Genomic DNA, 15,505 nt, shown 5'->3' with positions numbered 1-15,505 from the left:
ACAGTAATTAGCGTTCGCCGGATGGCAGCAGAGACACCTGACGCGCCAGTTGCATCAACGACTCCGCCAGCACCTGAGGCGTGGCGGTTTGTGTGTCAGGCGGCAGTACGGTTTTCCGTTCGACCAGCGTGACCGGCAGCAGCAGATTGCCGGGGGCGGACATTCCCTGCGTAAACTGCAACAACCTGTCGACGCTGGTCTGTCCGAGAGTGGGGAAATCCTGCCTGATGGTGGTCAGCGGCGGGATGTAGCAGGCACTGTCCTCGGTGTCGTCGTAGCCGATCACGGAGATATCCGCGGCAACTCGCAGCCCAGACTCGCTGATTGCCCGCATTGCGCCCAGCGCCATTTGATCGTTGGCGACCAGCATCGCGGTTGGAATGATACCGTCGTTAAGCATGTGCATGGTTTGATGAAAGCCGGACATGGCACTCCAGTCACCTTCACGTTCCGCAATGGGACGTAGCTGATAGTGCGCCAGATATTTATGCCAGCTGCTATGCCTTAACCTGGCGGAGACCGATGAGTGCGGCCCGGCCAGCAGGGCAATGCGCCGATGTCCGTGTTGAATCAAATGTTCAACGCCGAGTCGCGCGCCGTCATCATGGGAGAACACGACGCTATTAATCGGCGCCTGGTCAGAGACATCGAGAAACAATACGGGCACCGCGCCGCAGGTGGCGGCGACCATCATGGCGTCTTCTTCATCCAGTGGATAGTTGATGATAAGCCCGGTTACGCGTTGAGAAAGCAGGTTGTGTACCGCGGCTTTACACGCCTCAACACCACTGCGCTCAACCATGGCGATCACCACGCTGGCGGCAGACTGGTCGGCGCGGCTTTTTATGGCGGCAACGATCTGCGAGGGCGCGTGCAGAGCAAGATTCGATGTGGCTACACCAATCAACGGCGTCTGTTTGCCTGCGAGTTGCTGTGCAAGGCGGTTAGGAATGTAATTGAGCTCCGCCATCGCGGCCTCAACTTTTTGCCGGGTTTTGGTGGAAACGTGGCTGGCCTGATTCACGACGCGTGAGACGGTCTGGTAAGAGACGCCTGCATGGTCTGCGACATCGTATAGCGTTACCGGTTTCACATTATTCACCCTGATCATGACATTATCCACGCGCTATCATGCCACAGCGCAGACTATTTTTGGCTATTTGTGGTCGGGTTCTGCGAGGCGCATTCCAGGGACATGAATTGGGCGATGGCAGGTCAACAGCCTTTATGCTTAACATAATGACAGAACAGCAGAAAAGTGAGGACATCGTGAGCGATGCTGCGGCAAACAACATTCTTTCTATCTATCGGCGTCATGCGGAGGCTTTTGCCCGTCAGCGTTCACGCGCGCTGTTTGAAAAAAACTGGCTGGATAAGTTCATCGCGGTGATGGGCGGGCAGGGCCATATTGTGGACATTGGCTGCGGAAACGGTCAGCCGATTGCCGGTTATTTTATCCAGCAAGGTTTGCAGCTAACGGGGATTGATGGCTCGGCGGCGATGCTGGCGCGCGCCCGGCACGTTTTTCCCGCACAGCGCTGGCTGGAGCAGGATATGCGCGAGCTCACGCTAAATGAAACTTTTGACGGTCTGATCGCCTGGGACAGCTTTTTCCATTTAACCCAGTTGGACCAGCAAAAGATGTTCCCCATTTTTGACCGCCTCAGCCATCCCGGTAGCGCGCTGATGTTTACCAGCGGCACGGACAACGGCATCGCCATGGGACAATTTGAGGGGGAGCCACTGTTTCACGCCAGCCTCGCGCCTGATGAGTACCACGCATTGCTGTCGGCACACGGCTTTACGGTGATTGAGAGGGTGATGGAAGATCCGCACTGTACCGGGCACACCATCTGGCTGGCGCAAAAAAGAGGTTAATCGCCGCGAAAGGTTTTACGCCATTCAGCCGGACTGACGCCGAAGTGGGATTTAAAATGCTGCCGCCAGGTGATAGGGGAGAGAAAACCGACCTGTTCGGCAATGCGTTCAACGGGTAACTGACTGGACTCCAGCAAGACCTGGCTGCGGCGCAGGCGCTCGGTAATCAACCATTCAGCCACGCTTGACCCGGTGGCCTTCATAAAATGACGGGTTAGCGTGCGACGACTCATCATCACCCGCTGCGCCAGAACGTCGAGATGATGCGGCTCGTGGAGATGCTGGCGCAAATAGTCGAGCAGGGCGTTGATGCGTTGATCCTGGGTGTTTTTCGCTACCGGTTGTTCAATAAACTGTGCCTGACCGCCCTCACGATGCGGTGGCACAATCATCCGTCGGGCAATCTGATTCGCCACCGTGCTGCCAAAACGCTGGCGGATCACGTACAAACAGCAATCCAGCGCGGCGGCGGTACCTGCTGAGGTAATAATGCCGTCGTCATCCACGTACAGGGCGTTGATATCCAGGTGGGCCGCCGGAAAGCGTGCCTGAAAATCCTGCTCGAACTCCCAGTGCGTAGCGGCCCGTTTACCATCCAGTAACCCCGCATAGCCGAGGACAAACGCCCCCAGGCACAGCCCGACAATCTGTGCGCCGTTTTGTCGCGCACGGTTGAGCGCATCAAGCAGGCTTTGCGGTGGACAATGCGCGGTGGTGCCCCACCAGGGGATCACCACGATATCGGCGGCCTCCACCGCTTCATAACCGTGAGTTGCGGTAACGGAGAAACCATCCTGCGAGGAGATGATGCCCGGTTTTTCGGCGCACATCTGTACCTCAAAGCGCTTTTGCGCCGCCATTTTGTCACTGAAAATGATGCATGGCACCGAGAAGTGAAACGGGCTGAAATCTTCCACGGCAACAATGGCGACGTTAAGCGGCTGCATACGATTCCTTTGTCGGGATTAAAATGTCAGGGTTTCCCCATCTTCCGGCACGTTGACGCAATGTTCAATCTGGTTATCACGAGCGTACTCTTTCAGGGCCGCGCGGGTCAGCAGACAGTGGTTAATCGCCTCCATATGGGTCGCTACAATTTGTGCTTCGGGTAAGGTGAAGTGGGTTTTCAGCACATCTTCCGCACCCATGATAATTGAGCCAAACCCGATGACGTGGGCAAAACCCGCGTTCAGAACCACCACGCCGGGCTGGAATGTATGCATGTTGGCTTCCACCTCGTCGCGCCAGAGGGTGTCGCCGACCAGATACAGCGTTTTTTCCGCCGGATGCATAAAGATAACACCACAGGCATCGCCCAGGCGCTCTGCCATTTGTGGAATCGCATAGGCGCGATCGGAGCCGTGCTGGCCGCCGGTTTTACGCAGAGTGATAGCGCCGACGACGGTATTTTGCGTCAGCACGGTGAGTTGTGTGAAACCCTGCTCCCGCAGCACGTGTGCATCATGGTCATTTTGCACATAGATTGGTTTGTCTTTCGGCACGACACGAGCGGCAACCTCGTCCCAGTGATCTTCATGCAGATGGGTCACGATCAGCGCATCGACATTAAGCAGGGTATCGAGGTCGATGGGCAGGTCGACGGTTGGGTTGCGAATTTCGGCACGTGCAGTTCCGGCAAAACCCGGATATGCGCCTTTCGCTGCCAGCATAGGATCGACCAGAAAAGTCATTCCACCAAAGGTGATGTGCTGTGTGGCATTACGGATTTGCGTGATGTTCATGGTGTGCGCTCTACGTGTTGGGTCAGTGGTGTCATCGTAGAGTGTTGTCCAGAAGATGAATGTGGGCAAATGGGCGACTAACGATGGGATTGGGCCAATCGCAACGCAATGATGTCAGTAGGAGATGGCGGGGCGTTTATCAGCCCTACGGGACGAACCTTTGTTTGCTGTTTTTAATCACCGGGTTATTGTCTAAATTATTTAATGTGCTGGAAATGATTAAAGATAGTTGATTTAAACTAAGCTTATGTTTCTTTTTTATAGCACTATTTAATTCTCCACTATTGTACCGAACTGAATGAAAATACAGTCAATTAAGTCTGGGAAGGTTTATTAAATGCGAAGTGGCTCCAGAAAATATAATGGATAAATGCAACGTATTACAGTGAATAAAACAGATCGCGAACCATGAAATAACAATGCTATCATTCACCCCAGACGCGGCAGGCAACTGCTGGCACACGTATTTACCCCGGAGCACCTGATGAACAACGACATTCCGCTAAAATATTATGATATCGCCGATGAGTACGCGACCGAAGCCGCAAAGCCGGTGAGCGATGCCGAACGCGATGCGCTGGCGCACTACTTCCAGCAGCTGATCACTCGTTTGATGAACAACGAAGAGATCAGCGAAGACGCGCAGCAGGAGATGGCAACTGTGGCCGGAGTCGACGCACAGCGTATTGATGATATCGCGGAGTTCCTCAATCGCTGGGGTAACGAGTAGCCAAAGACAGGGTCTGTGTTTTACACTGCGCGCAAATTGAGTAGGTATGCTCTACGAGTATTCGGTTTAATCAGGCGGAAACAGCAATGAACGGAACAATCACAACGTGGTTTAAAGATAAAGGCTTTGGATTTATCAAAGATGAAAACGGCGACAACCGCTATTTTCATGTGATTAAGGTTGCTAATCCTGAGCTGATCAAGAAAGACGCGGCGGTGACTTTTGAGCCCACCACCAACAACAAAGGCCTGTCTGCCTATGCGGTGAAAGTCATACCCGACAGCAAATACATCTATATCGCGGGCGAGCGCCTGAAGCTCACGGCGATCAAGTCTTACCTGGTGTACAGCGAAGAAGTGCCGGTTGAAACCCGTATCGACAAAGAAAACGCGGTGCTGTCTGTCGGCGTGCTGATGAACAGCATCCGACCGAAATCAGAAGTGAAGCCTGGCGAAATGCGCACGCTGAAAAAGCTGGCGATCACTACCTTCCAGGGCACGACGCTGATCTTTTCCGAAGATGAAATCGACATCGACGAGACGGTGAAACTGCTGAAAGTCTGACGTCCTTCAGAGTGAATGAATGCCGAAACGCTGCTCTTTTCAAAAGCAGGGTTTCGGTTTTTTTTTGCATTCAGTCAGACTGGACAGGTATGTGGGCGCAAAAGCCACTTTGTGTCAGAAGCAAATGTGAACGTTTTATATAAAAAGTGAAGACGGGACTTTGCCGGGTTTATTACTTTTGATTCCCTTGCTTTATCTATTACTGCTGCAGATTTATTATTAAAAATAAAAACAGAAGAACCAGAAGGAAATTTTTGAATAACTTATCCATAATGTTAATTATTGATGAAATTAAAGTAACACTCCGTAAGGTTTGGATGTTTTTATTTTTCATAGACGAGAATTTACATATGATGATATAATGTGCCGGGAAAAACAGGCTGGTTATTAACCTGCCTGTCATGCAAATAAATTGTCGAGGAGACTCTTCCAGTGGGACGTAAATGGGCCAATATTGTTGGTAAAAAAACGGCTAAAGACGGTGCAACGTCTAAAGTATATTCAAAATTCGGTGTGGAAATCTATGCTGCTGCTAAACAAGGTGAACCAGACCCGGAATTAAACACAGCTTTAAAATTCGTTATTGAACGTGCAAAACAAGCACAAGTTCCAAAGCATGTTATTGATAAAGCAATAGATAAAGCCAAGGGTGGCGGCGATGAAACGTTCATGGCAGGGCGTTATGAAGGCTTTGGACCAAGCGGTTCAATGATTATCGCTGAAACGTTGACTTCAAATGTTAACCGTACGATTGCTAATATTCGCTCAATCTTCAATAAAAAAGGCGGAAATATCGGTGCGGCGGGTTCTGTCAGCTATATGTTTGACAATACCGGAGTCATTGTATTTAAAGGCACTGACCCAGATCATATTTTTGAAATTTTGCTTGAAGCTGAAGTTGATGTTCGTGATGTAACCGAAGAAGAAGGTAGTATTGTTATTTATACTGAAGCTACAGATCTTCATAAAGGCATTGCAGCCCTCAAAGCAGCTGGAATTACTGAGTTTTCAACAACAGAATTAGAAATGATTGCTCAATCAGAAATTGAACTTTCACCAGAAGATTTAGAAATCTTTGAAGGACTTGTTGATGCCCTTGAAGATGATGATGATGTTCAAAAAATATATCATAACGTTGCAAATCTCTAATTATAAATTAAAGAAATCTGTCATTGTGGCAGATTTTATAAATTGTAAGTTTGTTATGATCAACATGTCTGATAAGATGTGTTGATTATAAAAAACAGATAAAAATACTATTACTAAAAGAAAAGCATTAATTGAAATCCCTGGCCTTAACTATCTGATAATAGATGGTAAAGAGTTCCAGAAAGTTCAGGTTTTCAATACTGAACCGCATTATCTTGAGTAAGGACAGTGCTGATATGAATATTATTGAAAGTGGTATTCGTGACGTAAAACAAGGTAAAAATGTCACAATAGTCATGCCTGTGAATCTTTATGAATGCGAGCTGGGCCATGATGTGTTTGTCGGACCATTTGTTGAGATACAAAAGGGATGCGTCATAGGCGATAGAACTAAAGTGCAGTCCCATACTTTCATCTGTGAGAACGTTACCTTAGGCGAGGACTGCTTTATAGGGCATGGCGTGACCTTTGCTAACGATCTTTTCAAGAGCGGAAGTCCTGACGCTTCTGCAAAAAGCTGGATTAATATTGTATTAGGCAACGCAGTAACGGTGGGGAGTGGCGCTACAATTTTAACAACAGAAATTTGCAGTGGTGCGGTGATTGGTGCCGGTAGTGTGGTGACAAAGCCCGTGCTGGTAAAAGGCGTGTATGCTGGCAATCCGGCCAGACTTTTGCGAAAGCTTTAAGTATTACCTTTGCCATCGCGAACCCAAATTTATGTTCTTCCCGGACTGTTCATGTCAACCCCTCTTGTTCACAGACATGGCGACTATTCTTGCTGCTCACGCCATATAAAGAAACGTCTGCTGCATCAGACGTTGCGTTCCTTTGAATGGTGCCGCAGGTCATGACTCATTTCCTGTAGTTCATTGATTAGTCTTGCTAAATGGAAACCATCGCACACGGAGTGATGTACCTGAACGGCGAGAGGTAACAAGACTTTCCCATCTTGTTCATAGTATTTTCCAAGTGTGAACATGGGGGCAAAAAAGTTCTGCATGTTCGCAATGTTGATATTAAAACTGGTAAAACTTACCCAAGGAATAGCCGATACGAAAAATACATTTTCCGGAGACTCTCCTTTTGGCCAATAAGAAAGGTTATTACAATAGCGTGCTACGTCTTCTGAATAAGTGTTTTGGAAGTGATGAATATTGCCATCGTAGCGGCTCCATAATGATGAAAAAGTCTCAGTTTCATTATGGAAAATGGTATAGCTTGGATGAATTTCATTCCATATGACAAGCTCATTGTTCTTTATGGCCATACGGAATTCAGTATGCTTGTTGACAACTTTAGAAAGGAGGGAAATCATAGTAGGGTAAAATTTCCAGCCAATCTCTTTTATATGTTTTAGTACTGCGGTAACGTCTAACAGAACAGTTTGGTTAATGGTACTTTGAGCAAAAGACTGAAATACCTCAAAATGCTCTTTCCTTGCCCAACGAGATAAGTCAACAGTCGTATATTCTGGCGTCGTTTTTTTCATTTTTTATCCTTTGATTTGCAATCAAATATCATATCTTAGCCTAAGTCTTTCCATGACTTAATCACCCTGCATGTCCCGAAGCATGTTACCAGCGAACGCATTTGTGAGAGTAGCGTATCCTTATACAGGAGGAAAGATTAACGCTTCTTCACAAGAGACTTTGCACCCCTGGATTTACGATGTCATTCATCAATATGTAACGTGCTTCTTTGCGCGTGTATTGATCGATTAACGGCACAAGTCGTCTGAAATGCTCACTCGCACAATGTTCATCGAGCGCCGCGTGGTTTGGCCATTCTTCTATAAAAATAAAATGCCCGGGATCTTTTTCATCAATATAGAGGTCATAAGCAAGACAGCGCGGTTCTTTCTTCGTGGCGGATATGAGTTCACGATACAAAGGGAGAACGGTTTCAATATATTCAGGTTTGATAAAATCTTCAGCAATGACCTTTAACATGTAGCCTCCTGGCAGAAAATGAATGCACACTCTGCAATGAAGATATTATTTAAGCAAGATGACACCACGTGATATCGGCTGATGAGTGAATCATTCCAGCTATCAATCAGATGATATGTATAACTGTGATCCACCTCACCTCCCGGCAACCAAAATCTCCTGCGACTCGACGCCATCCTCTATCTGTTTTGCCACCTTTTGTAAGGCCGGAAGATGTTTTTCTGCAGCCTGTTCGATGGTCATCGCGCTGGCCATATACACCAGGTTCAGGCAGCCGATCACCCGCTGTTCACTGCGAATGGGGACGGCGATGGAGGCGATTTTTTCCTCCTGATCCCAGCCGCGATAGTTCTGGCCAAAACCGTCTTTCCGCGCGCGGGTCAGGATGGCATTGAGCTTCAGTGGCTCTCGCGCCAACTGAAACTCTTCTCCGGGTCGCGAGGCCAGCATTTCGATCAGTTCCTGACGCTCATTCTCCGGACAAAACGCCAGCCAGGTCAGGCCGGAGGCGGTTTTCAGCAGTGGCAATCGACGCCCGACCATCGCGCGGTGAAACGATAAGCGGCTGAAGCGGTGGGTGGTTTCACGCACCACCATCGCGTCTACATCCAGCGTGGAAACGTCGGTTGGCCAGATAACTTCGCGCAGTAAATCCCCCAGCAGCGGGGCAGCCAGGGCAGAAATCCACTGCTCGTCACGAAATCCCTCACTAAGCTGGCGGACTTTAATGGTTAAACGAAAGCTGTCATCGGAAAGACTGCGCCGGACGTAACCCTCATCTTGTAACGTTTCCAGCAGTCGCCTGACCGTAGTGCGGTGCAGGCCGCTCAGCTCAGCCAGCAGGCCAACGCTGGCTCCACCATCGAGTCGGTTTAACATATTTAATAACATTAATCCGCGCGTTAATCCGCGTACGGTTTTGTATTCGGTACCGTCGTCATTTTTCATATTTATTGACAAATCTACAGGTAAAACAACGTTGTGCACTTAGTGCACATCCAGGCATGTTTTGATTGTAGCGCAAAAACTCACTCCTATACTGACCGCACAATAAAAAATAATTTACATCTTTTTAACAAAATGAATTGCGTCTCGCCAGGGCCTGCAATTGCGTTTTGTCCGAGTAGTGAGGTTCTGAAATGACAACGATAAACCCGGATATCCAGCCCGCTGTACAGCACGCCGTGCAGGTGGCGATTGCCGGTGCCGGCCCGGTAGGGCTGATGATGGCGAACTACCTTGGTCAGATGGGTATTGAGGTACTGGTGGTGGAGAAACTCGACAAACTGATCGACTATCCCCGCGCCATCGGTATTGACGATGAAGCGCTACGCACCATGCAGTCCGTCGGTCTGGTTGAGAATGTTTTGCCGCACACCACGCCGTGGCACGCGATGCGCTTTCTTACCCCGAAAGGCCGTTGCTTTGCCGATATCCAGCCGATGACCGATGAATTTGGCTGGTCGCGCCGTAACGCGTTTATTCAGCCACAGGTGGACGCGGTGATGCTGGAAGGGCTGTCGCGTTTTCCCAATGTGCGCTGTCTGTTCTCCCGTGAACTGGAAGCCTTCAGTCAACAAAACGGCGAAGTGACACTGAACCTGAAAGCGCCAGACGGTCAGCGTGAAACGGTGAAAGCGCAGTGGCTGGTGGCCTGCGATGGCGGTGGCAGCAATGTCAGACGTTCGTTGAATGTACCGTTTGAAGGCAAAACCGCGCCGAATCAGTGGATTGTAGTGGATATTGCCAACGATCCGCTCAGCACGCCGCATGTCTATTTGTGCTGCGATCCGGTGCGTCCCTATGTCTCTGCCGCACTGCCGCATGCGGTGCGTCGTTTTGAGTTTATGGTGATGCCGGGGGAAACCGAAGCGCAACTGAGTGAGCCGCAAAATATGCGCCAGCTGTTGAGCAAAGTGCTGCCGAACCCGGATAACGTCGAACTGATCCGCCAACGCGTCTATACCCATAACGCCCGTCTGGCCGAACGTTTTCGCATTGACCGCGTACTGCTGGCGGGCGACGCGGCGCACATTATGCCGGTCTGGCAGGGGCAGGGTTACAACAGCGGCATGCGCGATGCCTTCAACCTGGCGTGGAAACTGGCGCTGGTTATCAACGGTAAAGCCGGTGATGCGTTGCTGGATACCTACCAGCAGGAACGCCGCGACCACGCCAAAGCGATGATTGATTTGTCCGTTACCGCAGGCAACGTGCTGGCACCGCCGAAACGCTGGCACGGCGCGGTGCGCGACGGGGTTTCCTGGCTGCTGAACTACATTCCGCCGGTCAAACGCTACTTCCTTGAAATGCGTTTTAAACCGATGCCGCAGTACCACGTCGGGGCGCTGGTGCGTGAAGGCAACGCGAAAACGTCACCGGTCGGCAAGATGTTTATCCAGCCGAAAGTGACGCTGGAAACAGGCGAGGTGACGCTGCTCGACAACGTTATCGGAGCGAATTTTGCGGTGATCGGCTGGGGCTGTAATCCGCAGTGGGGCATGAGCGAGGCGCAAATCCAGCAGTGGCGCGCGCTTGGCACGCGGTTTATCCAGGTGGTGCCGGATACCCAGATTAATACCGAGCAGGATAACCATGACGGCGTTATCCGCATTGGTGATACGCAGAACCGCTTGCGCGCGTGGTTTGCTCAGCATAACGCCGCGCTGGTGGTGATGCGCCCGGATCGCTTTGTTGCTGCCGTTGCCATTCCGCAAACCCTGGGCAATACCCTGAATAAACTGGCGTCGGTGATGACGCTTACCCGCGCCAATGCCGCTGTTCCCGTTGAAAAGGTAGCCTGATATGCACGCTTATCTTCACTGTCTTTCCCATTCGCCGCTGGTGGGCTATGTCGACCCGGCGCAGGCCGTGCTCGATGAAGTCAACTGCGTGATCGCCAGCGCCCGTGCGCGCATTGCGGCGTTCGATCCTGAACTGGTGGTGTTGTTTGCCCCCGATCATTACAACGGTTTTTTCTACGACGTGATGCCGCCCTTCTGTTTAGGCGTGGGGGCCACGGCGATTGGCGATTTCGGCAGCGCGGCGGGGGAACTGCCGGTGCCGACAGATCTCGCTGAAGCCTGCGCCCACGCGGTAATGAAAAGCGGCATCGATCTCGCCGTGTCCTACAACATGCAGGTTGATCACGGCTTCGCGCAGCCGCTGGAGTTTTTGCTCGGCGGTCTGGATAAGGTACCGGTGCTGCCGGTGTTTATTAACGGCGTCGCCACGCCGCTGCCGGGCTTCCAGCGTACCCGCATGCTCGGTGAAGCGATTGGCCGTTTCGCCAGTTCACTGAATAAGCGCGTGCTGTTTTTAGGCTCCGGCGGGCTGTCGCATCAGCCGCCGGTACCGGAGCTGGCAAAGGCTGATGCGCATATGCGTGACCGTCTGCTCGGCAGCGGCAAACAGCTACCCGAAAACGAGCGAGAACTGCGCCAGCAGCGGGTAATCAGCGCCGCCGAGAAGTTCGTGACCGATCAAAACACGCTGCACCCGCTTAACCCCGTCTGGGATAACCGCTTTATGACCCTGCTTGAGCAGGGGCGTTTGCAGGAGCTGGACACGGTCAGTAACGAAGAGTTGTCCGCGATGGCGGGCAAATCAACACACGAAGTGAAAACCTGGGTTGCTGCCTTTGCCGCCATCTCTGCCTTTGGTAACTGGCGCAGCGAAGGCCGTTATTACCGCCCGATCCCGGAGTGGATCGCCGGATTCGGCTCCCTGAGCGCCACTACACAGAACTGAAACAGAACTGAAACAGAACTGAATATGCAGGAGAACATGATGACTTACCAACCGCAAACCGAAGCCGCCACCAGCCGTTTTCTTGAGGTGCAGGAAGCAGGTGAAACCCTGCGTGTGCATTTTAATGACTGTGGACAGGGCGAAGAAACCGTCGTGCTGTTACATGGCTCCGGTCCGGGCGCGACGGGCTGGGCGAACTTCAGCCGTAATATCGATCCGCTGGTGGAGGCCGGTTACCGGGTGATCCTGCTGGATTGTCCTGGCTGGGGCAAAAGCGATGGGATCGTTAACCGTGGGTCGCGATCCGATCTCAATGCCCGCATCCTGAAAAGCGTGGTCGATCAACTGGATATTCAGAAAATCCACCTGCTGGGCAACTCGATGGGGGGGCACAGTTCCGTAGCATTTACCCTGAGCTGGCCGGAGCGCGTGGGCAAGCTGGTGCTGATGGGCGGCGGGACGGGCGGCATGAGCCTGTTTACGCCGATGCCAACCGAAGGCATCAAGCGCCTGAATCAGCTGTACCGCGAACCGACCATCGAGAACCTGAAACTGATGATGGAGATCTTTGTCTTCGACACCAGCGATCTCACCGAAGCGCTGTTTGAAGCGCGTCTGAACAACATGCTGTCGCGCCGCGACCACCTGGAAAACTTTGTTCAGAGCCTGGAAGCGAACCCGAAACAGTTCCCTGACTTTGGCCCGCGTCTGGCGGAAATTAAAGCCCAGACCCTGATTGTCTGGGGACGCAACGACCGCTTTGTGCCGATGGACGCCGGTCTGCGCCTGCTCTCCGGAATTGCCGGTTCTGAACTGCACATCTACCGCGACTGCGGGCACTGGGCGCAGTGGGAACATGCCGACGCCTTTAATCAGCTGGTGCTGAACTTCCTCGCACGCCCTTAAGGAATGGATATGACGAAGCAAAATCTTGAACAGTTAGCCGCTGACTTACGTCAGGCGCAAGAACAGGGCGTCGCGATAGCGCCGCTGCGTGAACTGATCGGCGTGGACAACGCCGAAGCGGCCTACGCTATTCAGCGCCTCAACGTGCAGTACGACGTGGCGCGTGGGCGTCGCGTGGTCGGGCGCAAAGTGGGGCTGACGCACCCGAAAGTGCAGCAGCAGTTGGGGGTTGATCAGCCGGACTTCGGCACGCTGTTTGCCGACATGTGCTACGGCGATAACGACACCATTGCGTTTGAGCGCGTGCTGCAACCGCGTATTGAAGCGGAGATTGCGCTGGTTCTGAACCGCGATCTGCCCAATGCCGACACCACCTTTGACGAGCTGGTTAACGCCATCGAGTGGGTATTACCGGCACTGGAAGTGGTCGGCAGCCGTATCCGCGACTGGTCAATCAAGTTTGTTGATACCGTGGCGGATAACGCCTCCTGCGGCGTGTATGTGGTCGGTGGCCCGGCACAGCGTCTGGCAGGGTTAGATTTGAAAAACTGCGCGATGAAAATGACGCGCAACAATGAAGAGGTCTCCAGCGGGCGCGGCAGCGAGTGCCTGGGACATCCAATCAACGCCGCCGTCTGGCTGGCGCGCAAAATGGCCAGCCTCGGAGAGCCGTTGCGCGCCGGAGACATCATTCTTACCGGGGCATTAGGTCCGATGGTAGCGGTGAATGCGGGCGATCGTTTTGAGGCCCATATCGAGGGTATTGGTTCAGTTGCCGCCACGTTTTCTGCGGCGGTATCAAAAGGAAGTCAGTCATGAGTAAGCGTAAAGTCGCCATTATCGGCTCCGGCAACATCGGCACCGATTTGATGATTAAAATTCTGCGTCACGGCACGCATCTGGAAATGGCGGTGATGGTTGGTATTGACCCGCAATCCGATGGACTGGCGCGCGCCAGGCGTATGGGCGTTGCCACCACCCATGAAGGGGTGACGGGGCTGATGGCGATGCCTGAATTTGCCGATATCGACATCGTGTTTGATGCCACCAGCGCGGGCGCGCACGTGAAAAACGACGCCGCCTTACGGGCGGTGAAACCGGGCATTCGCCTGATCGATCTCACACCCGCGGCCATTGGCCCGTACTGCGTACCGGTGGTGAATCTGGACGCTAACGTCGATCAGCAGAACGTCAATATGGTGACCTGCGGCGGGCAGGCGACTATCCCGATGGTGGCGGCGGTTTCTCGCGTGGCAAAAGTCCATTACGCAGAGATTATCGCCTCGATAGCCAGTAAATCCGCAGGGCCCGGCACGCGCGCCAATATTGATGAGTTTACTGAAACCACCTCGAAGGCCATTGAAGTGGTCGGCGGTGCGGAAAAAGGCAAGGCCATTATTGTGCTTAACCCGGCAGAGCCGCCGCTGATGATGCGCGATACGGTGTATGTGCTGAGCGAAGACGCTTCTCAGGCGGAAATTGAGGCGTCGATTAATGAAATGGCGGCGGCGGTACAGGCGTACGTGCCGGGTTATCGCCTGAAACAGCGCGTGCAGTTTGACGTCATCCCTGAGGATAAACCAGTGAATCTGCCGGGCATCGGTCAGTTCTCCGGGCTGAAAACCGCCGTCTATCTGGAAGTGGAAGGCGCGGCGCACTACCTGCCAGCCTACGCCGGTAACCTCGATATTATGACCTCCAGTGCGCTGGCGACCGCCGAGAAGATGGCGCAGTCGCTGGCACGCAAGGCAGGAGAAGCAGCATGAACGGTAAAAAACTCTATATCTCTGACGTGACCCTGCGCGACGGCATGCACGCCATTCGTCATCAATATTCGCTGGAAAACGTGCGTCAGATTGCCAAAGCGCTGGACGACGCGCGGGTAGATTCCATTGAAGTGGCGCACGGCGACGGTCTGCAGGGTTCCAGTTTTAACTACGGCTTTGGTGCACACAGCGACCTGGAGTGGATTGAGGCCGCGGCGGAGGTGGTGAAGCACGCTAAAATCGCCACGCTGTTGCTGCCAGGTATCGGCACCATTCACGACCTGAAAAATGCGTATCAGGCCGGTGCGCGGGTGGTGCGTGTGGCGACCCACTGCACCGAAGCGGATGTGTCAGCCCAGCATATTCAGTATGCGCGCGAGCTGGGTATGGACACCGTCGGCTTTCTGATGATGAGTCACATGACCACGCCAGAGAACCTCGCTCAGCAGGCGAAGCTGATGGAAAACTACGGTGCGACCTGTATCTACGTGGTTGATTCCGGCGGGGCGATGAACATGACGGATATCCGCGACCGCTTCCGCGCCCTGAAAGCGGTGCTGAAGCCGGAAACAGAAACCGGGATGCACGCCCACCACAACCTGAGCCTTGGCGTGGCGAACTCTCTTGCTGCTGTAGAAGAGGGCTGTGATCGTATTGATGCCAGCCTCGCGGGGATGGGCGCAGGTGCAGGTAATGCGCCGCTGGAGGTGTTTATCGCCGCGGCGGATAAGCTCGGCTGGCAGCACGGCACCGATCTTTATGCGTTGATGGACGCCGCCGACGATCTGGTACGTCCGTTACAGGACCGCCCGGTGCGGGTAGATCGTGAAACGCTGGCGCTGGGCTATGCCGGGGTGTACTCCAGCTTCCTGCGCCATTGCGAAGTGGCGGCAGCGCGTTACGGTCTGAGCGCGGTAGATATTTTGGTTGAACTGGGCAAACGCCGAATGGTCGGCGGCCAGGAAGATATGATCGTTGATGTGGCGCTGGATCTGCGCAACAGCAAGTAAAAATGATTACGCGGCTGGCAATGTATCAGCCGCGATTCACCTGCATCGTGACCTCTGAG

The 15,505-nt window shown here is 52.8% G+C and carries 17 protein-coding genes; 11 read left to right on the top strand and 6 right to left on the bottom strand.

The genetic code is table 11. The features are described 5' to 3' along the window. Positions 1-7: 7 nt before the first annotated feature. On the bottom strand, positions 8-1,102 hold the full coding sequence (locus ACLJXE_RS06625; RefSeq protein WP_410750477.1) for a LacI family DNA-binding transcriptional regulator: 1,095 nt from the start codon (positions 1,100-1,102) through the stop codon (positions 8-10). Between the two features lie 125 nt (positions 1,103-1,227). Here ACLJXE_RS06625 and ACLJXE_RS06620 point away from each other — a divergent pair, with 125 nt between their 5' ends. Then, positions 1,228-1,878 carry a class I SAM-dependent DNA methyltransferase gene (locus ACLJXE_RS06620; RefSeq protein ID WP_286628576.1) on the top strand — a complete coding sequence of 217 codons (651 nt, stop codon included), beginning with the start codon at positions 1,228-1,230 and terminating at the stop codon, positions 1,876-1,878. On the opposite strand, the gene ACLJXE_RS06615 is transcribed toward ACLJXE_RS06620, so the two are convergent. Further along, positions 1,875-2,825 carry a GlxA family transcriptional regulator gene (locus ACLJXE_RS06615; RefSeq protein WP_410750416.1) on the bottom strand — a complete coding sequence of 317 codons (951 nt, stop codon included), beginning with the start codon at positions 2,823-2,825 and terminating at the stop codon, positions 1,875-1,877. The two genes, ACLJXE_RS06620 and ACLJXE_RS06615, sit on opposite strands and share 4 nt — an antisense overlap. Before the next feature lie 18 nt (positions 2,826-2,843). Then, entirely contained in the window at positions 2,844-3,620 is a 777-nt protein-coding gene (locus tag ACLJXE_RS06610) for an MBL fold metallo-hydrolase (RefSeq protein ID WP_410750415.1), read from the bottom strand. Positions 3,621-4,104: 484 nt separating this feature from the next. Here ACLJXE_RS06610 and ACLJXE_RS06605 point away from each other — a divergent pair, with 484 nt between their 5' ends. The 4 genes from ACLJXE_RS06605 (at position 4,105) to ACLJXE_RS06590 (ending at position 6,751) form a co-directional block, all read left to right on the top strand. Continuing rightward, a complete protein-coding gene (locus ACLJXE_RS06605) occupies positions 4,105-4,350 on the top strand; it encodes a YmjA family protein (protein ID WP_005127954.1) in 246 nt (81 codons plus the stop codon). Between the two features lie 86 nt (positions 4,351-4,436). Continuing rightward, positions 4,437-4,913 carry a cold-shock protein gene (locus tag ACLJXE_RS06600; protein ID WP_410750414.1) on the top strand — a complete coding sequence of 159 codons (477 nt, stop codon included), beginning with the start codon at positions 4,437-4,439 and terminating at the stop codon, positions 4,911-4,913. A 432-nt stretch (positions 4,914-5,345) separates the two neighbouring features. Continuing rightward, positions 5,346-6,062, top strand: coding sequence for a YebC/PmpR family DNA-binding transcriptional regulator (locus ACLJXE_RS06595; protein WP_286628568.1), 717 nt, complete (start codon positions 5,346-5,348; stop codon positions 6,060-6,062). Positions 6,063-6,298: 236 nt separating this feature from the next. Further along, on the top strand, positions 6,299-6,751 hold the full coding sequence (locus ACLJXE_RS06590; protein ID WP_286628567.1) for an acyltransferase: 453 nt from the start codon (positions 6,299-6,301) through the stop codon (positions 6,749-6,751). A 125-nt stretch (positions 6,752-6,876) separates the two neighbouring features. Here the strand turns inward: ACLJXE_RS06590 and catA are convergent, their stop codons facing one another. The 3 genes from catA to ACLJXE_RS06575 form a co-directional block, all read right to left on the bottom strand. Then, positions 6,877-7,554, bottom strand: a complete 678-nt coding sequence (catA, locus tag ACLJXE_RS06585; protein WP_410750413.1) for a type A chloramphenicol O-acetyltransferase — start codon at positions 7,552-7,554, stop codon at positions 6,877-6,879. A 148-nt stretch (positions 7,555-7,702) separates the two neighbouring features. Next, the gene (locus ACLJXE_RS06580; RefSeq protein ID WP_410750412.1) at positions 7,703-8,014 is read right to left on the bottom strand and encodes a putative quinol monooxygenase; all 312 of its coding nucleotides are present in this window, start codon (positions 8,012-8,014) and stop codon (positions 7,703-7,705) included. Positions 8,015-8,149: 135 nt separating this feature from the next. After that, positions 8,150-8,962, bottom strand: coding sequence for a DNA-binding transcriptional regulator (locus ACLJXE_RS06575; RefSeq protein WP_410750411.1), 813 nt, complete (start codon positions 8,960-8,962; stop codon positions 8,150-8,152). A gap of 191 nt (positions 8,963-9,153) precedes the next feature. Here ACLJXE_RS06575 and ACLJXE_RS06570 point away from each other — a divergent pair, with 191 nt between their 5' ends. Genes ACLJXE_RS06570 through mhpE form a run of 6 tightly spaced genes read left to right on the top strand, consistent with a single transcriptional unit; the run spans position 9,154 to position 15,446 of the window. Then, positions 9,154-10,818 carry a bifunctional 3-(3-hydroxy-phenyl)propionate/3-hydroxycinnamic acid hydroxylase gene (locus ACLJXE_RS06570; RefSeq protein WP_410750410.1) on the top strand — a complete coding sequence of 555 codons (1,665 nt, stop codon included), beginning with the start codon at positions 9,154-9,156 and terminating at the stop codon, positions 10,816-10,818. 1 nt (position 10,819) lies between these two features. Then, on the top strand, positions 10,820-11,764 hold the full coding sequence (gene mhpB / locus ACLJXE_RS06565) for a 2,3-dihydroxyphenylpropionate/2,3-dihydroxicinnamic acid 1,2-dioxygenase (protein WP_410750409.1): 945 nt from the start codon (positions 10,820-10,822) through the stop codon (positions 11,762-11,764). Positions 11,765-11,803: 39 nt separating this feature from the next. Continuing rightward, positions 11,804-12,670, top strand: a complete 867-nt coding sequence (mhpC, locus tag ACLJXE_RS06560; RefSeq protein WP_410750476.1) for a 2-hydroxy-6-oxonona-2,4-dienedioate hydrolase — start codon at positions 11,804-11,806, stop codon at positions 12,668-12,670. A 9-nt stretch (positions 12,671-12,679) separates the two neighbouring features. Further along, on the top strand, positions 12,680-13,489 hold the full coding sequence (mhpD, locus tag ACLJXE_RS06555; RefSeq protein WP_410750408.1) for a 2-keto-4-pentenoate hydratase: 810 nt from the start codon (positions 12,680-12,682) through the stop codon (positions 13,487-13,489). Continuing rightward, positions 13,486-14,436 (top strand): acetaldehyde dehydrogenase, encoded by a 951-nt coding sequence (gene mhpF, locus ACLJXE_RS06550; protein ID WP_410750407.1) that lies wholly within the window; start codon positions 13,486-13,488, stop codon positions 14,434-14,436. Before mhpD ends, mhpF begins: the two co-directional genes overlap by 4 nt. Continuing rightward, a complete protein-coding gene (gene mhpE / locus ACLJXE_RS06545; RefSeq protein ID WP_410750406.1) occupies positions 14,433-15,446 on the top strand; it encodes a 4-hydroxy-2-oxovalerate aldolase in 1,014 nt (337 codons plus the stop codon). The genes mhpF and mhpE overlap by 4 nt, the downstream gene beginning before the upstream one ends. Positions 15,447-15,505: the final 59 nt, after the last annotated feature.

This window comes from Citrobacter sp. U14242, assembly GCF_046555775.1.
Classification (GTDB): domain Bacteria; phylum Pseudomonadota; class Gammaproteobacteria; order Enterobacterales; family Enterobacteriaceae; genus Citrobacter.
This window is presented reverse-complemented; position numbering and strand designations above follow the sequence as displayed.